Source organism: Emticicia aquatilis (assembly GCF_014644295.1).
Classification (GTDB): Bacteria; Bacteroidota; Bacteroidia; order Cytophagales; family Spirosomataceae; genus Emticicia; species Emticicia aquatilis.
The window spans coordinates 458,064-476,273 of the sequence record NZ_BMKK01000005.1 but is presented as its reverse complement, the minus strand read 5'-3'; the positions used below and the strand labels follow the sequence as shown (position 1 = coordinate 476,273).

At 39.3% G+C, this 18,210-nt stretch carries 15 protein-coding genes; 8 read left to right on the top strand and 7 right to left on the bottom strand.

Annotated elements, in window-relative coordinates; all coding sequences use genetic code 11:
- Positions 1 to 29 precede the first annotated feature (29 nt).
- Entirely contained in the window at positions 30 to 1,133 is a 1,104-nt protein-coding gene (locus IEX65_RS14620) for a Re/Si-specific NAD(P)(+) transhydrogenase subunit alpha (RefSeq protein WP_188766821.1), read from the bottom strand.
- Between the two features lie 244 nt (positions 1,134 to 1,377).
- On the opposite strand from IEX65_RS14620, the gene IEX65_RS14615 reads away from it, so the two are divergent.
- Both IEX65_RS14615 and IEX65_RS14610 read left to right on the top strand, forming a co-directional pair.
- Complete coding sequence (locus IEX65_RS14615) at positions 1,378 to 4,365, top strand: 3-coathanger stack domain-containing protein (protein WP_188766820.1); 2,988 nt, start codon at positions 1,378 to 1,380, stop codon at positions 4,363 to 4,365.
- A gap of 26 nt (positions 4,366 to 4,391) precedes the next feature.
- Complete coding sequence (locus IEX65_RS14610; RefSeq protein ID WP_188766819.1) at positions 4,392 to 6,560, top strand: 3-coathanger stack domain-containing protein; 2,169 nt, start codon at positions 4,392 to 4,394, stop codon at positions 6,558 to 6,560.
- Here IEX65_RS14610 and IEX65_RS14605 read toward each other — a convergent pair.
- Positions 6,557 to 7,786: a carboxypeptidase-like regulatory domain-containing protein gene (locus IEX65_RS14605; RefSeq protein WP_188766818.1), complete on the bottom strand. Its 1,230-nt coding sequence runs from the start codon at positions 7,784 to 7,786 to the stop codon at positions 6,557 to 6,559. The genes IEX65_RS14610 and IEX65_RS14605 overlap by 4 nt on opposite strands.
- Positions 7,787 to 7,934: 148 nt before the next feature.
- Between IEX65_RS14605 and IEX65_RS14600 the strand changes: the two genes are divergently transcribed.
- Positions 7,935 to 8,363, top strand: coding sequence for a (4Fe-4S)-binding protein (locus IEX65_RS14600; protein WP_188766817.1), 429 nt, complete (start codon positions 7,935 to 7,937; stop codon positions 8,361 to 8,363).
- Between the two features lie 156 nt (positions 8,364 to 8,519).
- The gene (locus tag IEX65_RS14595) at positions 8,520 to 8,720 is read left to right on the top strand and encodes a hypothetical protein (RefSeq protein ID WP_188766816.1); all 201 of its coding nucleotides are present in this window, start codon (positions 8,520 to 8,522) and stop codon (positions 8,718 to 8,720) included.
- A 406-nt stretch (positions 8,721 to 9,126) separates the two neighbouring features.
- Here IEX65_RS14595 and tatC read toward each other — a convergent pair whose 3' ends face one another.
- From tatC to IEX65_RS14575, 4 genes are all read right to left on the bottom strand, one after another.
- Positions 9,127 to 10,002, bottom strand: coding sequence for a twin-arginine translocase subunit TatC (tatC, locus tag IEX65_RS14590; RefSeq protein WP_188766815.1), 876 nt, complete (start codon positions 10,000 to 10,002; stop codon positions 9,127 to 9,129).
- 84 nt (positions 10,003 to 10,086) lie between these two features.
- Positions 10,087 to 10,692 (bottom strand): OmpH/Skp family outer membrane protein, encoded by a 606-nt coding sequence (locus IEX65_RS14585; RefSeq protein ID WP_188766814.1) that lies wholly within the window; start codon positions 10,690 to 10,692, stop codon positions 10,087 to 10,089.
- A gap of 153 nt (positions 10,693 to 10,845) precedes the next feature.
- Positions 10,846 to 11,202 carry a hypothetical protein gene (locus IEX65_RS14580; protein ID WP_188766813.1) on the bottom strand — a complete coding sequence of 119 codons (357 nt, stop codon included), beginning with the start codon at positions 11,200 to 11,202 and terminating at the stop codon, positions 10,846 to 10,848.
- A gap of 97 nt (positions 11,203 to 11,299) precedes the next feature.
- Positions 11,300 to 13,762 carry a penicillin acylase family protein gene (locus IEX65_RS14575; protein ID WP_188766812.1) on the bottom strand — a complete coding sequence of 821 codons (2,463 nt, stop codon included), beginning with the start codon at positions 13,760 to 13,762 and terminating at the stop codon, positions 11,300 to 11,302.
- 225 nt (positions 13,763 to 13,987) lie between these two features.
- Between IEX65_RS14575 and IEX65_RS14570 the strand changes: the two genes are divergently transcribed.
- Together IEX65_RS14570 and IEX65_RS14565 are read left to right on the top strand one after the other, a co-directional pair.
- On the top strand, positions 13,988 to 14,485 hold the full coding sequence (locus IEX65_RS14570) for a rhodanese-like domain-containing protein (RefSeq protein WP_188766811.1): 498 nt from the start codon (positions 13,988 to 13,990) through the stop codon (positions 14,483 to 14,485).
- Between the two features lie 83 nt (positions 14,486 to 14,568).
- Entirely contained in the window at positions 14,569 to 15,723 is a 1,155-nt protein-coding gene (locus tag IEX65_RS14565; protein ID WP_188766810.1) for an ATP-binding protein, read from the top strand.
- On the opposite strand, the gene IEX65_RS14560 is transcribed toward IEX65_RS14565, so the two are convergent.
- A complete protein-coding gene (locus tag IEX65_RS14560) occupies positions 15,718 to 16,719 on the bottom strand; it encodes an N-acetylmuramoyl-L-alanine amidase (protein WP_188766809.1) in 1,002 nt (333 codons plus the stop codon). The two genes, IEX65_RS14565 and IEX65_RS14560, sit on opposite strands and share 6 nt — an antisense overlap.
- A 316-nt stretch (positions 16,720 to 17,035) precedes the next feature.
- On the opposite strand from IEX65_RS14560, the gene IEX65_RS14555 reads away from it, so the two are divergent.
- Positions 17,036 to 17,620 (top strand): methyltransferase, encoded by a 585-nt coding sequence (locus tag IEX65_RS14555; protein WP_188766808.1) that lies wholly within the window; start codon positions 17,036 to 17,038, stop codon positions 17,618 to 17,620.
- Positions 17,621 to 17,645: 25 nt separating this feature from the next.
- A complete protein-coding gene (locus IEX65_RS14550) occupies positions 17,646 to 18,161 on the top strand; it encodes an acyl-CoA thioesterase (protein WP_188766807.1) in 516 nt (171 codons plus the stop codon).
- Positions 18,162 to 18,210: the final 49 nt, after the last annotated feature.

Here is an 18,210-nt window from a genome sequence, read left to right as displayed (position 1 = left end):
TTTTGGTGGCTGAGCGAAGTCGAAGCCAACTATTTCAATATACGTCCATTGTGAACAATCAATGAGCCTTTAGTGATTTCTTCTTCTATTTCCCATTTGAACCCATCTTTTGTTGCGAGGTGTAGCAAGAAAGTAGCAATATTCTTAGCGTAAAGTTCGCTGGCATTGAGTGGCAACATTGATGGAATATTTGCCTCGCCCACAATGGTTACTCCGTGTTTTTCAACAGTTTTAGCAAATTCGCTGCAAGCACAGTTTCCGCCTTGTTCCACTGCCATATCGACTATCACTGAGCCAAACTTCATGTTTTTTACCACATCCTCTGGAATTAACATCGGAGCTTTTTTGCCAGGAATTAATGCAGTTGTAATAACCAAATCAGCTTCGCAGATGTGTTTTGAGATAACTTCCTGTTGTCTTTTCAAGAAATCTTCTGAAACACCTTTTACATATCCACCTTCGATTTTGATAGAATCATCGCCTTTTACTTCAATAAACTTTCCACCCAAAGATTCTACCTGCTCTTTTGTTTCGGGGCGAATATCGCTTACTTCAACTACTGCACCGAGGCGTTTGGCGGTGGCAATGGCTTGTAAACCTGCCACACCTGCACCCATGATTACTACTTTGGCAGGTTTGATTGTACCTGCGGCCGTCATGAGTAGAGGGAAGATTTTACCCAAATGATACGCTCCGATGATGACCGATTTATAACCAGCCAAGTTTGCCTGTGAACTCAAAGCATCCATTTTTTGAGCTCTCGAAATGCGAGGAATCGCATCAACCGAAAATGCCGAAATACCTTGCTTGGCGGCTGCTTCAACCATTTCTGGATTGGTAGCGGCATACATGAAAGAAATAGCCACAGCTCCTTTTTTCATAGAAGCGATTTCGTCGGTAGTGAGAGGGTTTACTTTCAGAACTACATCAGCAGCGGCAAGCAATGCAGATTTATCATTCTGAATAATTACTCCGACGGCCGTATAGGCGGTATCGTCAAAGAAAGATGTTTTTCCTGCGTCGTGTTCGAGGTGGCATTCAAATCCTGCTTGGATTAATTGTTTGCAGACTTCTGGCGTGAGAGCTACTCGGCGTTCAAATGGTTTGGTTTCCCTAATTACGGCTAATTTCACAGTGCAATCGTTCGGATTATGTTTGTGAAGCAATGTAGAAATTATTCAATTATTTATCAAAATATTCATAAAATATTTTTTAGATTATTTTTATTCTGAACACAGAAATTACCGCCCAGTAAACTTCGAACATGAAAGTTACTGATATAATTGCCTGTCAAAAAACGAGTTTTTATATTTGTTGTCCTTCTGCTGTTTCATCAAAAGCTAAAAACTATACTTCCTATTTATTCATGATTGTTTTATGAAAAAGTGTTTTATTCTAAGCGTTTTTTGGTTTTATTCCTTCACTATTGTTGCACAAACATTGCCAAATCCGATAATGTTCTGCACGCAAGTACCTCAGCCATCTGGTTTCGGAACTGCCTTTGAAACCTTCGGAAATCATCAAGCAAGTACCTATGCGGCACCTCGTGGTGGCGATTTATATATTCGTTACACCGATGGTTCACTGAAAAACCTCACTCAAGCTGCTGGTTACGGACAAACAGGTATGCAAGGAGCAAATGCCATTGCTGTACGTGACCCTTCGGTGCATTGGAGTGGAACGAAGGCCGTTTTTAGTATGGCAATCGGTTCGGCTACGCAACGTTATCAAGTACAAAACTATACTTGGAAGATATACGAAATCACAGGTTTGGGCAAAACCGATACGCCAGTAATCACGCTGGTGCCTAATCAACCAGTTGGCTACAATAATATTCAGCCGATTTATGGCACAGACGACCGCATTATTTTTACTTCTGATATGCCACGAGGAGGTTTGACACATTTGTATCCACAGCATGATGAATACGAGTCTTCGCCGACGGTTTCGGGTATTTGGAAACTCGACCCCAATGCTTGCTCGATAGCCAGTGGACTTGAAATGATTACTCACTCGCCATCGGGAGACTTTACGCCAAGCATCGACCAAGCAGGAAGATTGATTTTTACAAGATGGGACCACCTCCAACGTGACCAACAAGCCGATGCTGATGTTTATAATATTCTGAATAATACAGGTAATTATCTGTACGGCACTTTCAATTATGCCGATGAAACTGCCAATGCCACAAAATCGGGTATTTTGCCTGATGCTGAGATTTTTCCAGAGCCACGCAATGGCCGAACGGATTTATTTGCTTTACCAGAATGGGCGAATACGAATCCGCAGACGTTCAATATTTTCAATCCGTGGATGATGAATGAGGATGGAACAGAAATGGAAATGCTCAACCACGTCGGAAGGCATGAAATGGGAAACTATATTTTGAATAATTTCACGAATGACCCTAATCTGACGGATTTTTATACGCCGATAAGTCCTACACCGATTCGGGCGATGTTCCATATTAAAGAATCACCCGTTACACCTGGACTTTATTACGGAATCGAAGCACCTGAGTTTGGAACACATGGTTCGGGAATGGTAGTTACTGTCAATGCTCCCCCTGGAATGCACCCTGAGCAAATTACTTTTACGTACAAAACTCACCCCGATACACGCTCGACCGATAATACGCCAAGTGCCAATCATTCGGGTTTATATCGAAATCCTACACCATTATCTGATGGGCAAGTGTTGGTAGCTCATTCGTCTTCAACACAACAAGATTCAAATATTGGCACTTCTACTGCTCCACAAAGTAAGTATGATTTCAGAATTAGGCTACTCGAATCGGCAGGTAATGGTTATTTGAAAGGAAATACGGCCATCACTGGTGCAGGTATTACGAAGAGTATTACGTGGTGGAGTCCTGACGAAATGTATAGTTATAATGGTGTACTTTGGGAGCTGTATCCAGTTGAAGTAAAAGCTCGACCAATTCCGACGACTACAACCAATAATTTAGAAACCGTTGCTCCTTCCGAACAAGCACTTTTTACGGCTGCGGGCGTGAACCTACATGATTTTAAGAAGTTTCTTCGCCGTAATAAATTATCCGTTTTGGCAATTAGAGACGTAACGAGTCGTGACGATGCCGACCAACAACAACCTTTTAATCTGAAAGTTTCTGGTTCGTCGCACCAAACCATTAATCCGAATAAACCAACCAATATTTATGAAGTAAAACACGTACAGTTTTTACAAAATGATTTAGTAAGAGGCATTGGGGGCATGAATACTCCAAAAGCAGGCCGAAGAGGACTTGCGAGATTTTTGCATGACCCTACGGCAATGGTGTATAATCCGCCAACGACTGGTTCGCAAGGAAGTGCCAACATTCATCCTGATGGCTCAGCAGCAATGATTGTACCTGCCGAACGTGCCTTGACCTGGCAGTTGACCGATGCCAATAATAAAGGTATAGTACGAGAACGCCTGTGGTTAAGCACACGGTCGGGGGAGGTTCGTACTTGTACTTCGTGTCATGGAGAAAGTACGCTTAATCAAGCAGGAAATACTTCACCATCGAATGCTCCGCAAGCACTCACAACCTTGTTGAATCACGTAAAAGCGGTTGATAGTGATAATGATGGAATAAAAGATATAAATGATGCTTTTCCGAATGACCCCACAAAATATATTGCTGAGGCCGTCAACGAAAAATTCATTACAAATTTGGCTAATTGGATGAACCAAAACCTTGATAATGATGCAGTTACGTGGACAACCCAAAGTAATGTTTGTGGCACAAATTCGGCCATGATTGATAACCGAGCAGCCGATAATACAGGAAAGATTGATAGGCTCAGAAAATTCGTTGACCTCTCCAACATGGATTTTGCCAAACTGACCTTTGATGTGGCCTATGCTCGGTACGATGCCGTAAAATTTGATAGATTGAAAGTCTATGCCATAAAATGCGATGGCACACAACAACTTATTTATGATAAAGCAGGAAGTACATTGGCAACAGTACCCGACCAAACGGCATCTTTTACGCCAACAGACTGTAGTCAATGGCGAAGTGAAAGCATTAATCTAAATGCTTTTGCGGGGAAAACGGTCGAATTGGTTTTTGAAAATATGGGAGGTTGGGGTAATCGGCTGTTTTTAGATAATATCCTGATTCAGGAAGTTGATATTTCGCCACCTTGCCCCAATACCCAAACTTTTTCGGGAAATCTTACGGCAGGAAAATACGATGCCGCAGCAACGATTACCACACAAAATGGCGTTTCGACCCGAGTGCTGTCAGGAACTAATGTAACTTTTAACGGAGGAAATTCTATTACACTTCAAGCAGGCTTTGAGGCCCAGAGTGGGAGTATCTTTAGGGCATATATTGGTGGTTGTGGGTATTGAAAAATGTATTTGTTAGCAATTTTGGTATGAAAAAATATGTAGTATTAACGATTTTAGCTTTTTCAAAGGCTTTAATTTACGCTCAATCTTTTACTTTTATCAAAGGGCCGCTCACTACTTTTCATGATATTATCAAAGATAATTCGGGAAATTTGTTTTTGGCTTCTCATACGAAAGGCATATTCACCTCGGTAGATGGTGGACAAAGCTGGACTGGTCTGGGCGGAAATACTTTTGGCGTTGGACAAGCCAATGCACTTGTTTTTAATAATGCTAACCAACTAATAGCTGCAACCGAGCAAGGAGGTGTGAGGGTTTGGAATGGCACATCTTGGACGGCCATTAATAGTGGACTTCTGACGAGTTGCGGCACTACAATTCCAATTAGGACGATTGCAGTTGATGCAGCAGGCAACTATTATGCTGGGGCTCACAGCTACACGAGTTGCTTTACGACTGGTGATTTGTATAAATATAATGGCTCATCTTGGACAAGCATTAGCAGTGGTATGGGTAATACCGATGTCAACACGATTGCTATTAGCCCAATTTCATCAAAAGTTTTTGCAGGTACCGAAGCAGGCATTTTTAGTTATAATGGTAGTGCTTGGTCGGCAGTTAATAATGGATTAGGCACTATTGGGGTCAATAAACTTGTATTTTCATCGACAGGCGACTTATTTGCTTGTACCAATAATGGTGTCTTTAAATTACCGAATGGAGCAACCTCATGGATTTCACTCAGCGTAGGTCTTCCATCAGAAACGATTAGATGTATTGCGATTGACCCAACCAATACACAACATATTATTGTAGGTACTGGAGCAAATTTCGACCAAATTGGTTCGCTCAATGGAAAACTGTATGAAAGTACAAATGGTGGAACAGGCTGGTCGCAGATAGCATCAAATATTGCTTCAACGGCTTTTAGAAATCTATTATTTACTGGCAATAATACGGTTTTGGCGGCAGGCTGGGGTGTATTTAAATCAACTGATAATGGTGTGAATTGGGCGTCTGCTAAAACAGGTCTATCGGGAGGTATTTTTAATACAAATGGCAATTTGGCGATAACGGCTTCGCCCGACCACCATCTTTTTTATGGCACTGATGAAGGTGTGTTTAAATCTGTAGATGGGGGTGTAACTTGGCAACCTGCCAATAATGGCTTAACTCGACATAATGTTTCACTATTGAAAGCCGATTCGCAGGGAAATTTATTTTGTGCTGTTTGGCGATACCTCGGCACAGAAAGTGTAGGTTTTGGAGATGGCGTTTTGTATAAATCGAAAGATGATGGAAATACATGGATTCCAGTGAATATAGCGAAAGATTGGCGGTATATCGAAATGGCCGAGTTACCTAACGGCGATTTGATTTGTTCCCACGGTTTTGGGTCGCAACTACCATTGGCAACGGTTGTAGGTTCGAGTTTGGCCGTATCGCACGACCACGGAAGCAATTGGACAGATTTAAACGTAATTAGTGGTTTAGGTTACTGCACAGCGGCCAATGCCGCAGGAAATATGTTTGTGGCAGGAGAATCTAATGGTGTGTTTCGTTCAACTGATGGCGGAAATACTTTTAATTTATACGCAATACCAGGTCTTAATAGTAATGTTGCTATCATTGAAGTCTCACCAACTGGCGATATAATTGTTGCTGCTGGAGGACAACGAACGCTTCGTTTTTCGACTGATAATGGTACTACTTATAATAATTTTTTGAGTACAGTATTACCCGATTACAAAGGTGTCACCGATATTATTTTTGATAATTCTGGCAAAGCCTACTGCACCACAACTGGGCAAGGTGTACCAGCCTTATTTACTATTTCTCCGCCCTTTACTGCTACTTCTACTTTTACCGCTGTTGCGGGTTTTGTCGGCTCTTACTGGAAAATGGTATGGGACGATTGTGGTTATTTGTACATATACAGTGCAGGAAGTATTGCTAAAAGCACTACTCCTTTAAATGTATCCTCAGGTATAACAAGTTCATTGAGTAGTCCACTAAATGATGTTCTTTCGCAAGAATATAATACCATTTCGGCTGCAACAATCAACGCAACTAATAAGATTTTTAGTGGAGGAACATCTTCATTTACAGGCACAAAATCAATTTTACTAACTACGGGTTTTGAAGCAAAAACGGGGAGTAGTTTTAAAGCAAATATTGGTGGTTGTGGATATTAAAAAGACTCTGGCTCGTAATCAATCGGTAAGAATTCACCCATTTTTTCGATTCCCCAACGACCTTCAAACAAAACAGCTAAAGGATTGACCAAATGCCCCGTTGATTCAATCAAGGTTCGTGGTTCTAAAAGTGTCAGAATTGAAACTTGTGGAGCGTCTTTTTTTCCTAAATCGGCAAATTGTGGCTCTTCAAATTCTCGTTCGTAGAAAACGTAGAGATAATTCTCGAAATTAAGGTAAGGAAGGTTGTTTTTTACATCAAAAATGCAATTTTCGTCTAATGGTAGTTTGTGCAAATACTGCACATACGGCGAGCGTTTGGGGTTTGGAACCTTATGCAACCAACTATTTTTGCTCAAAATAATATCGGTCGAGTCAACCTCTTTTTTTGCCTTTGCAGCATGCTGAATAATATTGCCCAAACTATCTTTGATTTCGGGAAAAAGAGGAACCATAAAGAACCTTTTTTCTTCTCGATACATCGTATAAACTTTATAACCAGCATTGGCCCAATCGTGATTAATAGCCGATTTAAAAAAATGTTGTGGTGAACCAAAATAGGCTTTTTCTCGATTTTCGTGCCATCTTTGTTGTTTCTTTTCGTTTTTGGTAGTCATTTCTTGAAAAAACGGAAAACCATAATACGTTACATAGCTTTGCGAGAAACTATACTTAAACTCTTCTAAATCATATTTTATCGTATATCCCAACGCTCTGTTTTCAATTTCTAAGGGTTCGTCGGCATTGATTGTCAATTCTGACTCATCATCACTCAGCGAAAACCAAAGTGCTTTCGGATTCTTCAAAATGCAAAATTCCGAAAAAGCCGTTCGACCCAAGAAATGTTCTTTAAAAAGTGGGTAATATCTCTCAAAACCATTTTTAAGCCTTTTTACGGTAACGCCTTGCAGAGCAATAGCATCAGGCGAAAGCATAATTAGCAGAGGTTTTCGGAGTGTATCAGCCTTGATTTTTATAGAAATAGTTTCGTAGCCAATAAAACTCACCACCAAATCAAGCACGCCAGCTGGCACATTGGTTAGTTTAAATCGGCCTTTATCGTCGGCTTGTTGGCCTTTAGTTGAATTGCTGATAAACACATTGGCAAAAGAAAGCGGTTTTCGGTCATCTCCACTAATTACTCTGCCTTCGATGTTTCTTTGGGCAAAACTCAACAAAGGAAAACACAAATAAATGATATATTTAATGATACACTTGAAAGTCATTGAGAACTAAAATATAATAAGGATACAAATTAATCACTAATAAATGATATTTTTATGAGTATGGTGCTAAAATTATGTAGAAGTTTTGGAACTATCTTTTTTGAAATCGGCAGAATTTTTCTCAACTTTGGTCATTAACTAATTAATCATGGAAGAGCAAAAGAAAATTACAAAGCATTATAAAAACGATGATATTACGGTCGTTTGGCAACCACATATCTGTATTCACTCTGCTATTTGTTTCAGAGGTTTATCAAAAGTGTTTAACCCACAAAAACGCCCGTGGATAACCTTAGAAGGTGCTGAAAGTGAAGCGATTATGAAGCAAATTGATGAATGTCCGTCGGGAGCATTATCGTATATCAAACATGCGGAAGAACCACAAAATTTGGAAGTAGAAACCATCGTTGAGCCACTCCAAAATGGCCCTTTGTTGGTCTATGGAAACATCTCAATCAAGGACGCCGATGGTAATCTGACCAAGAAATTTAAAACAACTGCACTGTGCCGTTGTGGAGCATCAAATAATAAACCTTACTGCGATGGCTCGCACGTGAAGGTGGGATTTGAGGGGTAAAATTGTATGACGGATAGCTATCATGTTTTATAATATACACCTTTCCAATTAAATTGTTGAAAAAGTATAGCAAGAATGCCGTAGGTATTCAACAAATAGGCGGAGTAGTTAAATATCTATTTTGTTGTCATACTTATACTAATACTAATTGTTTCAATGGAAATTGTAAGTAGATATGTATTTAATGATACCATTGATAAAAGCTTAAATCATGATTTATTAGAAATCATAAAAAAAGATTCAGATTTGGCTAATCATATTGGTGAAAATATAAATTCAAAATATTTTAATTTTCATCCAAATTTGACTGATACTCTTAGTTTTGATGGCGTTTTATGGGAACCAAAGGTTCAATAAAATTCACTGGTGTACTGTCTAAAGATAATGATAAATGGGTTATCTATTCGTTAAGTAGCGAAAAAATGTCGGAAAGATGTAAGTTTTGTGATTAGATAAAAAATCTATATGAAGTATTTAGGTTTACTTATACTTATTTTTGTTGGTATATTCTTTATATCGTATTTATTTATGACATTCCTTTCTGTAATGCGAGTTTTGAAAGCAGAGAATTATACTTCAAATGATTTTATATTCGATTTTACTGCGAATATTATTTCATTAATACCAATATTGTTTTTTTATTGGATAGGTATAAATCTTTACAGAGGAAGATGGAATAGATAATTAATATAGATTTCCAAAAGTAAAAAAGCGTAGAATTTTTGAAATTCTACGCTTTTTTATGTTATAATCTTCTGAGAAATTAATCTGTAATTCCAGCGGCCTTCTCTTCGGCCAATTTTCGTTTTTCTTCTCTTGCCGAAATAATAATACTTACTTCGTAAAGAATATATAGCGGGAAAGCTACCAAAATCTGACTTGTTACATCGGGTGATGGAGTGATAATAGCCGCTACAATCAAGATAACTACCACTGCGTGTTTGCGATAGGTACGCATAAAGTCTGGCCCGATTACACCTATTTTTGTTAGAACAAAAATGGCTACTGGTAGCTGGAAAGCCACACCGCAAGCCAATGTAAGGGTTGCCAAGATTGATATATACGAACCAATATCAAATTGGTTTTTGATACTTGGGTCAATCTGGAAATTAACTAAGAAGTTAATAGCCAAAGGTGAAACAATAAAATAACCGAACGAAACTCCCGAAAAGAATAAGAAGGTTACATAAAAAACTGCTCCACGTGCCGATTTGCTTTCCGAAGGTTTCAAGCCAGGTTTGACGAAACGCCAAATTTCCCAGAAGACATAAGGAAACGCAAAAACTAAACCGATGATAGCCGCCGAAGTAAGTGCCATTACAAATTGCCCCGACACTTCACGACTCATTAATTCAAAGTTGAGTTTATCTACACACAGCCCGGGAGCTCCAACCAAATTGCCCAACTTACACATCATTCGGTAAGTCCAGAAATCGGTTTTGGCAGGGCCTAAAATTACTTTATTGTAGATTTCTTCAATGAAAACAAATGCAAAAACCATGAAGAAAACTATCGAAATAGCTGCACGGATTAAATGCCAACGAAGTTCTTCGAGGTGGTCAAGAAAACCCATTTCTTTGCCTTCCGATTCTTTCTCTTCGTCGTCGTAATCAAAATAGGGTGTTTGGTCTAAAGGCATTTTTACTTAATGTAGAATGTAAAATGTAAAATGTAGAATGGTTTGAAAAAAGAGTATATTATTTTCTTTCAAACCATTCATTAATTACTTCTTTGCAGCGGTAGTATCAGCTTTGATTTTACCCGATTTTTTATCGTCTGCGTATTTTTTGTTCAAACCTTCTAAAACGGCTTTCGTGATGTCTAAATCTTCTTTGGCAAATAATACACCACCGCCTTTCGAGTAACCGATTACCATGTCATATTTATCACCAGCGTTGAATTCTTTCAAGAATGATTGAATGTTGTTCAATACATCTTCGGTTTTCTTTGCATCTTCTTTCGCTAAATCTTGAGCGGCTTTATCACGGTATGCCATGATTGATTGCTCTTCTTGTTGTAACTGAGCCTGAGCGGTTTGTCCTTGCTCTTGCGTCATGCCACCTTGTTGAACTTTTTGTTGGAAGAACGCTACTTTATTTTGGAAGTTTTTTGCTTTGTTTGCAATGTCTGTTTCAAGACGGAAACGTTTATTTTCAGAAGACTTCACGATGTCTTTATAGTAATCGTATTGATTTAAAAGAGTGTCGGTATTTACATACACAATACGACCAGCCACTTGCTTGCCTCCTGCTGTTGTAGTAGAAGCAGATTTGTCACAACCCCAGATAATTACTGAAAGTAAAAGAGCTACAATAGAAAAATTTTTCATGAGAAATTAAATTAGTAAATAAGCTAAGGAGTAAAATGACAATCAAATCTTCGACTCTAAAAGCTAATAACGTTGTTTTTTTAATGGTTTTTGAATAAATAAAGTTCGCAAATATAAAAAAATCCCCCCGATTCGGAGGGATTTTCGTTAGTTTTATTTGAAAAGCTGCCTAAAATGGTAGCCAGCCGTAGCTGAGAGTCCTGCCACCTGCGAGCCGATGATGGTCATAATCGTAAAAAAGGTTGGAGTAACTGGTAGATTTTTCAAAAATTTGATGTTTTCGGAGAATAAACCACCGATTTTCTGCACCATAATTCCTTCGTTGGCCGAATTCAAAAATGTAGCATACCCCACCCAAAGTGTGGCGATAGCTCCAGCGGCAGCGGCATACGCTCCGAGAGCGGTTTCTGATTTCCAAGCACCGATGGCAAAGGCAATGGGTGCAATCACCCACCACGGTAAAAAATATTGTGCAACTGCACTGACGATTAGTATGATAATGTAAGTCATTAGAGTTCTGAGTTTAGAGTTCTGAGTTCTGAGTTCAAAATTCATAAGACGAAGAGTTAAAACTCACGACTCAGAACTCTAAACTCAGAATTCAGAACTACTTTTTGCTTATTTTAACTGTTCCCGAAATACGGCTGCTTTTTTCATCTTTCGATTTCATGAAAAGTAGCTCGTTGAGTTCGCCTTTTGCCCATTTATCAATCATGTTGTCGTAGAATGGACTCGCTGGGTTGCCTGATTGTCCGCCTGGATAAAGACCATACGCCTTTGGCCAACCTTTGTCGAGCTGAACCACCATTCTCCACGATGGGCCGTTGAGTTCGGTAGTTGCATTCACAATTCCTGCACCACCACCATTTGGAATATCTTGGCGACCAAAACCTGGCAGACGGCCTAAGTGATTGATGTCCGTACTTTTGACTTTATTCCAAGCCCAAGTTTCAGCGTTCATCGGTCCCAGTTTTTGTGTCAAAGAGTCAATACTTGCTTTGAAACTTTGCTTTACTACATCTTGAAGGGTTTCTTGTTTGTTTTTGGTCGAAACATTATCAAACCACTTTGCAGTTGGTTCTTTCACAACCATATCCCACATTCGGTTGCGTGAAGGATAAGTCATCGGAGCTTTGAGGTCTTTCATCGGGAACTCATCATCAAAAACTGTGTAGCGAAGTTCTTTCACCCAACGCTCAAAGATGGTTGCACCCACTTCGTTGGCATCGTTTTTCATATTCCATTTAGCCAAAGTCTGATACGCAGGGTTTTTAGTTTCTGATGAATCGGCATTCAAAATCTTCATCAAAACAGGTAAAATTCTGCGTGCTTCTACATTAAAGTTATCATTTTGTAGCATTCTTAGGCTATCAACGGTGGCTTTTTGCATTCTTTCGAGACGTTCGTTGATTCTAATTGCACGCTCGCTCGGAGCAAATCTCCAACCTAAATAATAAGGATAAGTTGGGTCAGCCGAAAACTGGTTAGCCGAACTCACAAAACCTCTCGGAGGATTTTTTACAGTCGGATTTTGGTCAACAGGAATCCAACCTTGCCAATCATGGGCAGGATTTGAGCCATCCATGATAAACTTGCCTTGTTCTTTCCATTTCAAAGGCAATTTGCCATTTGGTGTAATCGAAATATCATTTTGGTTACTCGCAAAAACAAAATTTTGGGCAGGAGCAACATAATATGTTAGAGCCTTGCGATAATCATCGTAGTTTTTTGCACGATTTAGATAATAAAAGGCCATCAAATCAGTGCCTTCTTTTTCGTGTGCAACCCAACGCATGGCGTGTCCGACTGGCACATTTTGATTAAAATTTTTATCAGAAGCTGCATTATAAACAATCGGGCCGTGATGCGTGCTATAAACCGTATCTTTCAAAGATTCGGGGCGACCTTTTACCACAAATTCTTCGATTCGCATTGAAGTTGGTTTCCATGCATCATTGTACCAATATTCTTTTTTTGTATTGTCTTTAAATTTGATTTGGTAAAAATCCATCACATCAGAGCCAACATTGGTTACGCCCCAAGCTACGTCTTTGTTGAAACCAATCACCACACCTGGAGCCCCAGGCAAACACGCACCATAAACATTCATGGTTGGCGTACAAAGTTGCATTTGGTACCAAATCGAAGGTAAAGTAAGCTGTAAGTGGGGGTCATTGGCCAAAATTGGCAAACCTGTTGCTGATTTTTCGCCACCAACTGCCCAGTTATTACTACCAATTTCGGGTGAATGTTGTGGCACATCAAACGCCACAGTTTCGCTGGTAGATAAAGTGGCGGTTGTCTGAGCAGGAACTGCTGGCACTGGTACGGGAGTAAAATTCCATTTTGTGCCGACAGGAATAATCGGAGATTCATTACTCGGATAATTTGGAAATAAATCTTTCACAACCTCCATTCCGTATTTTGAAAGAGCATTCGACATACGGAAATCATCACTGCCACCGTTTAGCACATTACGCATATTCATCATCATCAGAATGGTTTTGTACGGCGACCATTCTTCGGGCTGATATCCAATAATTTTGTATTCGACAGGAAGGTTTTTATATTTGAGTTGCTTGATGTAGGCATTTACGCCCGCAGCGTACGCATTAAGCACTTCATCAAAAATTTTATTGGTTTTGCCGTTTTCATAGACTTTTTTTGCGGCATCGGCCATGCCCATTCGGCGGCTATAACGGTCGAGTTCTAAGGCACGCTCGCCTACAACTTCGGCCAGCCGACCAGAGGCAGCGAGTGTATAAAACTCCATTTGCCATAGACGGTCACGAGCCATAAGGTATCCTTGCGTGAAATAAGCGTCATGGTCGTTTTTAGCAAAAACGTGCGGCACTCGGTTATCATCGAATACTACATTTACTTCGTCCTGTACGCCATCGAGTTGGAGGTCGGTCGGGGGGAGGTCAAGTTTCGATTCTCCGTTTTGCCAAAAACCCTCGAATGGACTAAAGAGTCGCCCGAGAGCGGGAACTGGCCCGAGTGGACGGTTTAACGCATAAGTCAAACCAGCGGCAGCCAAGAGACTTATGATAAATTTTACTAATTTCATTGATTTGGGTAAGAGTGTTTAGAAGTTTAACGATTGCGAAAGTAGAAAAAAAGCATGAATATTTTATTTTTTAATGAGTTTTTAGGACTTTTTTGTGAGAAAAGTCTGTTATGAAAAGAAATACGAATGATTTGATTTACGTATGAATTTATATATTGAAATGTTACCGCTTAGTAGAAACGTCCAAATTGGACGTTTTTATCTGCACATAAAAGATTTATACTAATGAACCGACTCCTTTTCTTGATTTTTCTTATGTTTTTATCGAAAACGACCAACGCACAAGTAAAAAGTAAAGCTTTTGACAGCCTATTGAATGTAATGGTCACAAAATCAGTTCCGACGGTTGGCTGTGAAGACATTAAGAAAATGAAAAATGTGGTGCTGCTCGATACTCGTGAAAAACGAGAATATGAAGTGAGCCACCTAAAAGATGCTCGTTGGGTAGGTTTTGAGAAGTTTGATTTGAAAAGCGTGGCTGCTATTCCGAAAGACGCCAATATTGTAGTTTACTGCTCGATTGGTGTACGAAGTGGTAAAATTGGCGAAAAATTAATGCAAGCAGGCTACACTAACGTCCATAATTTTTATGGAAGCATATTTGAATGGGTCAATCAAGGAAACCCAGTTTATGATATGGCAGGAAAGCCCACCAACAAAATTCACGGCTACAACTGGAAATGGGGTGTTTGGTGCAATAAGGGGGAGAAAGTGTATGAGTAAGTGCCGATTCCATATTTACAATAAAATGTAAAAGTGGAATTTGATTCCATTTTTACATATATTTGCAAAAATGGAATTGACTTATGATAACAAGACAGATACTATCTGAAGCACAGCACGCACTTACTCAATTTCGTGCTTTGTGTATCACGGGGCCTCGTCAAAGTGGCAAAACAACTTTGAGTAAAAAGCTATTTGAAGGGAAGCCTTATGTAAATTTTGAAAATCCAACGGTTCAGTTTGAAGCCGAACAGAATCCCGAATCTTTTTTGAGCAAATATCTGGAAGGAGCTGTTTTTGATGAAATTCAGCGAGTACCTCATATTTTTAGGTATTTGCAAGAAATCCTTGATAATAATAACAGACGAGGGCAGTTTATACTTACGGGTTCTAATAATTTTTTGCTTCAAGAGCAGGTTTCTCAATCACTGGCGGGTAGGGCAGGCTACTTATCTCTTTTACCATTGAGTTATGCCGAGTTGGTTGAAAATAATTTAGCAAGCGATAATATAAATGACCACATACTAACAGGTGGATACCCCGAAATTTGGCATGAAAAACTTAATCCGAGCATTTGGATGAACAGTTATATTCAGACTTACGTGCAAAGAGATGTTAGGCTTCTCAGAAATATCACTAATTTGGCTACATTCAATCGTTTTATCTATCTATGTGCCAACTATGCAGGCCAGATTTTAAATAGAGACGATTTAGCCCAAAAAACAGGAGTAGATACAAAGACAATTTTGGCATGGTTGGGTTTATTAGAAAATAGTTATGTGATTTTTCAGTTGCAGCCATGGTATAACAACATGAATAAGCGAATCATAAAAAGCCCTAAATTGTATTTTTATGATACTGCATTATTATGTCACCTTTTGGGTATAAAAACCGAATCTGTCTTGCAAAGTAATGCTGCTTATGGGGCTATTTTTGAAAATTGGATAATCTCAGAAATAAGAAAAAATAATTTTAATGCAGCACAAACCGAAGGCATGTATTATTTCAGAGATAGTGCAGGCAATGAAGTTGATTTAATCAATGAGAAAGATGGACGTGCTTTGGCTATAGAAATAAAATCAAGTAAAAAAATGGACGATAGTATGTTGAGAGGTTTAAAATATTGGCAAAAACTTCAACCCAACAGCCAGTCGGTATTGTTATATGGTGGAATGTCGGACGATGTAATTAACGACAAAATGAGCGTACTTCCTTGGGCAGAAGTAGCTAACCTATAACTTCACAAACTTAGCACCTTTTTGTTCATTTCCTAACCTCAAAAAATAAGCACCTTCAGGCAAATGCTTGATGTTGACTTTCCATTGGTTTTCAGTTATACGAACAAAATCACATGAGATTTTTTTTCCTTGAATATCAAAAACTTGGGGCGAGTTTTTCTCAGAAAAATCATTCAGTATATCAACCATCAGCAACTCTGAACTTGGCTGAGGGTAAATCTTGAAAGATTGTGTCTGTGGGGCTTCAATAGCCGTAATAAAAGCATTGGTGTAAGTACAAACCAACGCTATTTTTTGACGAAGTTCGGCCAATTTTGCATAAAGATTATTACCTGGGCATTCGGTAGCACAGCCATCACGATGCCCAGAAATGATATTTAATAGACCATCGGTGTGTTGAAATTGCCCAATTACGGGTAATTTTTCTTTACCCAGTTTCCAACCCGCCAAATTGATGAGCGACTTAATGGAAGCATTGCTTGGCTGTACTTCATTATAATTTCCGAGTAAGCAAATGCCCATCGTTCCGCTATTTTTGCCGCAGAAATGAGCTCCCAAAACATTATCACCGTCCATAATTCCTTGTCCGTCTCGCCCTTGAAAAATTGTGCCATCTTGGGCAATCAAAAAATTATAGCCTACATCATTCCAACCGTTGCCGTTGGGTGGGGGAGTGGTATGAAAAGTATAGATGTTTCTGACTGCTTCCATAAAATTTGTTGTAGTATTTGAGCCTGCCGAATGATGCACAATGATGTGTTTAACAGTGGTTTTTGAAGGAGCTTCTTTGGGCGGAGTCAAGCCTTTTCGCCATTCAGAGGCTGCAATTATGGCTGGTTTGTCGCAACTGTCAGCTTTTTGTCGGAGGGGTAAATGGCTGATAGATAGCGGTTTGACGAATTGTGTAATGAGGGTAATACTACCTTCGAGGCTTCCAGAAAATAAAGTCAGTTTTTTTATTGGTTCTCCAAAAATAAGTAATTGACTGCGATTCACTTCACTAAAATCGGTATCTTTAGTGAGTAAAAAAGTGTCGGTTTCGGCAACTAAGTATGTAAGTATGTATTTGAAAAATTTTGTTCGGGGCTAAGAATAATATTGGCAGCAGTGGCTTCTTCAGATAGTTGAATATCATAGAAACGTTATTTTGCAAGCACCAGTTTCTGTGATGAAAAACTGACTTGTGCAAAAGCATTTACCGTAAAAAAGCTCGAAATAACTATAAAAATGAGTGTTTTTAGTGCGTTCATTGATGAGTGAGATTAGGATTCTTCGAGCGAAGTTAGTTGTTTTGCAGAAAAATCGAAAATATATGCTCAATGAACAATATTGGAGCGAACGCTACGCAAAATCACAGACAGGCTGGGATGTAGGAAAGGTGAGCCCTGCTCTGAAAGATTATTTCGACCAACTGACCACTCAATCATTGTCGATTCTGATTCCAGGTTGTGGAAATGCCTACGAAGCCGAATATCTGCTTCAGCAAGGTTTTACGGATATAACCTTGATTGATATTTCGGGTATTTTAGTGCAGAATTTGCAAGAAAAACTCAAAGATTATATAGAAAAAGGCGTTTGTAGAGTCATTCATCAAGATTTTTTTGAACATTCGGGTAGCTATGATTTAATTGTTGAACAAACATTTTTCTGTGCCATTGACCCGACTTTACGCCCAAAATACGCTCAAAAAATGAGCGAGTTACTCAAACCGACTGGACGTTTAGTTGGTTTATTATTCGACCGTGAATTTGTGGGTGGACCTCCGTTTGGTGGCTCGAAGGCCGAATATATTCTTTATTTCAGTCCGTATTTTGATTTAAAAACTATCGAGAGATGTACTAACTCAATACCGCCACGGGCTGGTAATGAACTATTTATAAATTTTCTAAGCAAATAAAAAACTTCCCAACAAACTTTAAAAAATGCCAAAACCAAAGAAAGCAAATGAATCATTAACGGTAATGACCGAAATGGTTTTCCCGAACGATACCAATACACTTGGAAATCTGATGGGAGGAAATTTAATGAGATTACTCGATATTGCGGGGGCTATTGCCGCCCAAAAACATTGTAACCGAATCGTGGTAACGGCATCGGTCGATAATGTGCAGTTTAAGGAGGCTATTCCACTTGGTAGTGTGGTTACGCTTCAAGCAAAAGTAACACGTGCTTTTAACTCATCAATGGAAGTGGTGGTGGAAGTGTGGGCTGAGAATATTCCTGCGGGAACAAAGGTAAATACCAATAAGGCCTTTTTGACATTTGTGGCAGTTGACCAAACTGGACGTCCGATTGAGGTTCCGCCAGTCGAGCCAGAAACTGAGGAAGAAAAAGAACTTTATGCAGGAGCGTTGCGTCGTCGTCAGTTAAGGCTTGTGCTGGCAGGTAGAATGAAGCCAGAAGAAGCAATAGAATTAAAAGAGATATTTATGGTATAAATACCTTTTAAATAGCTACTTAAAAGAAAAAGACGAGTAAATGCTCGTC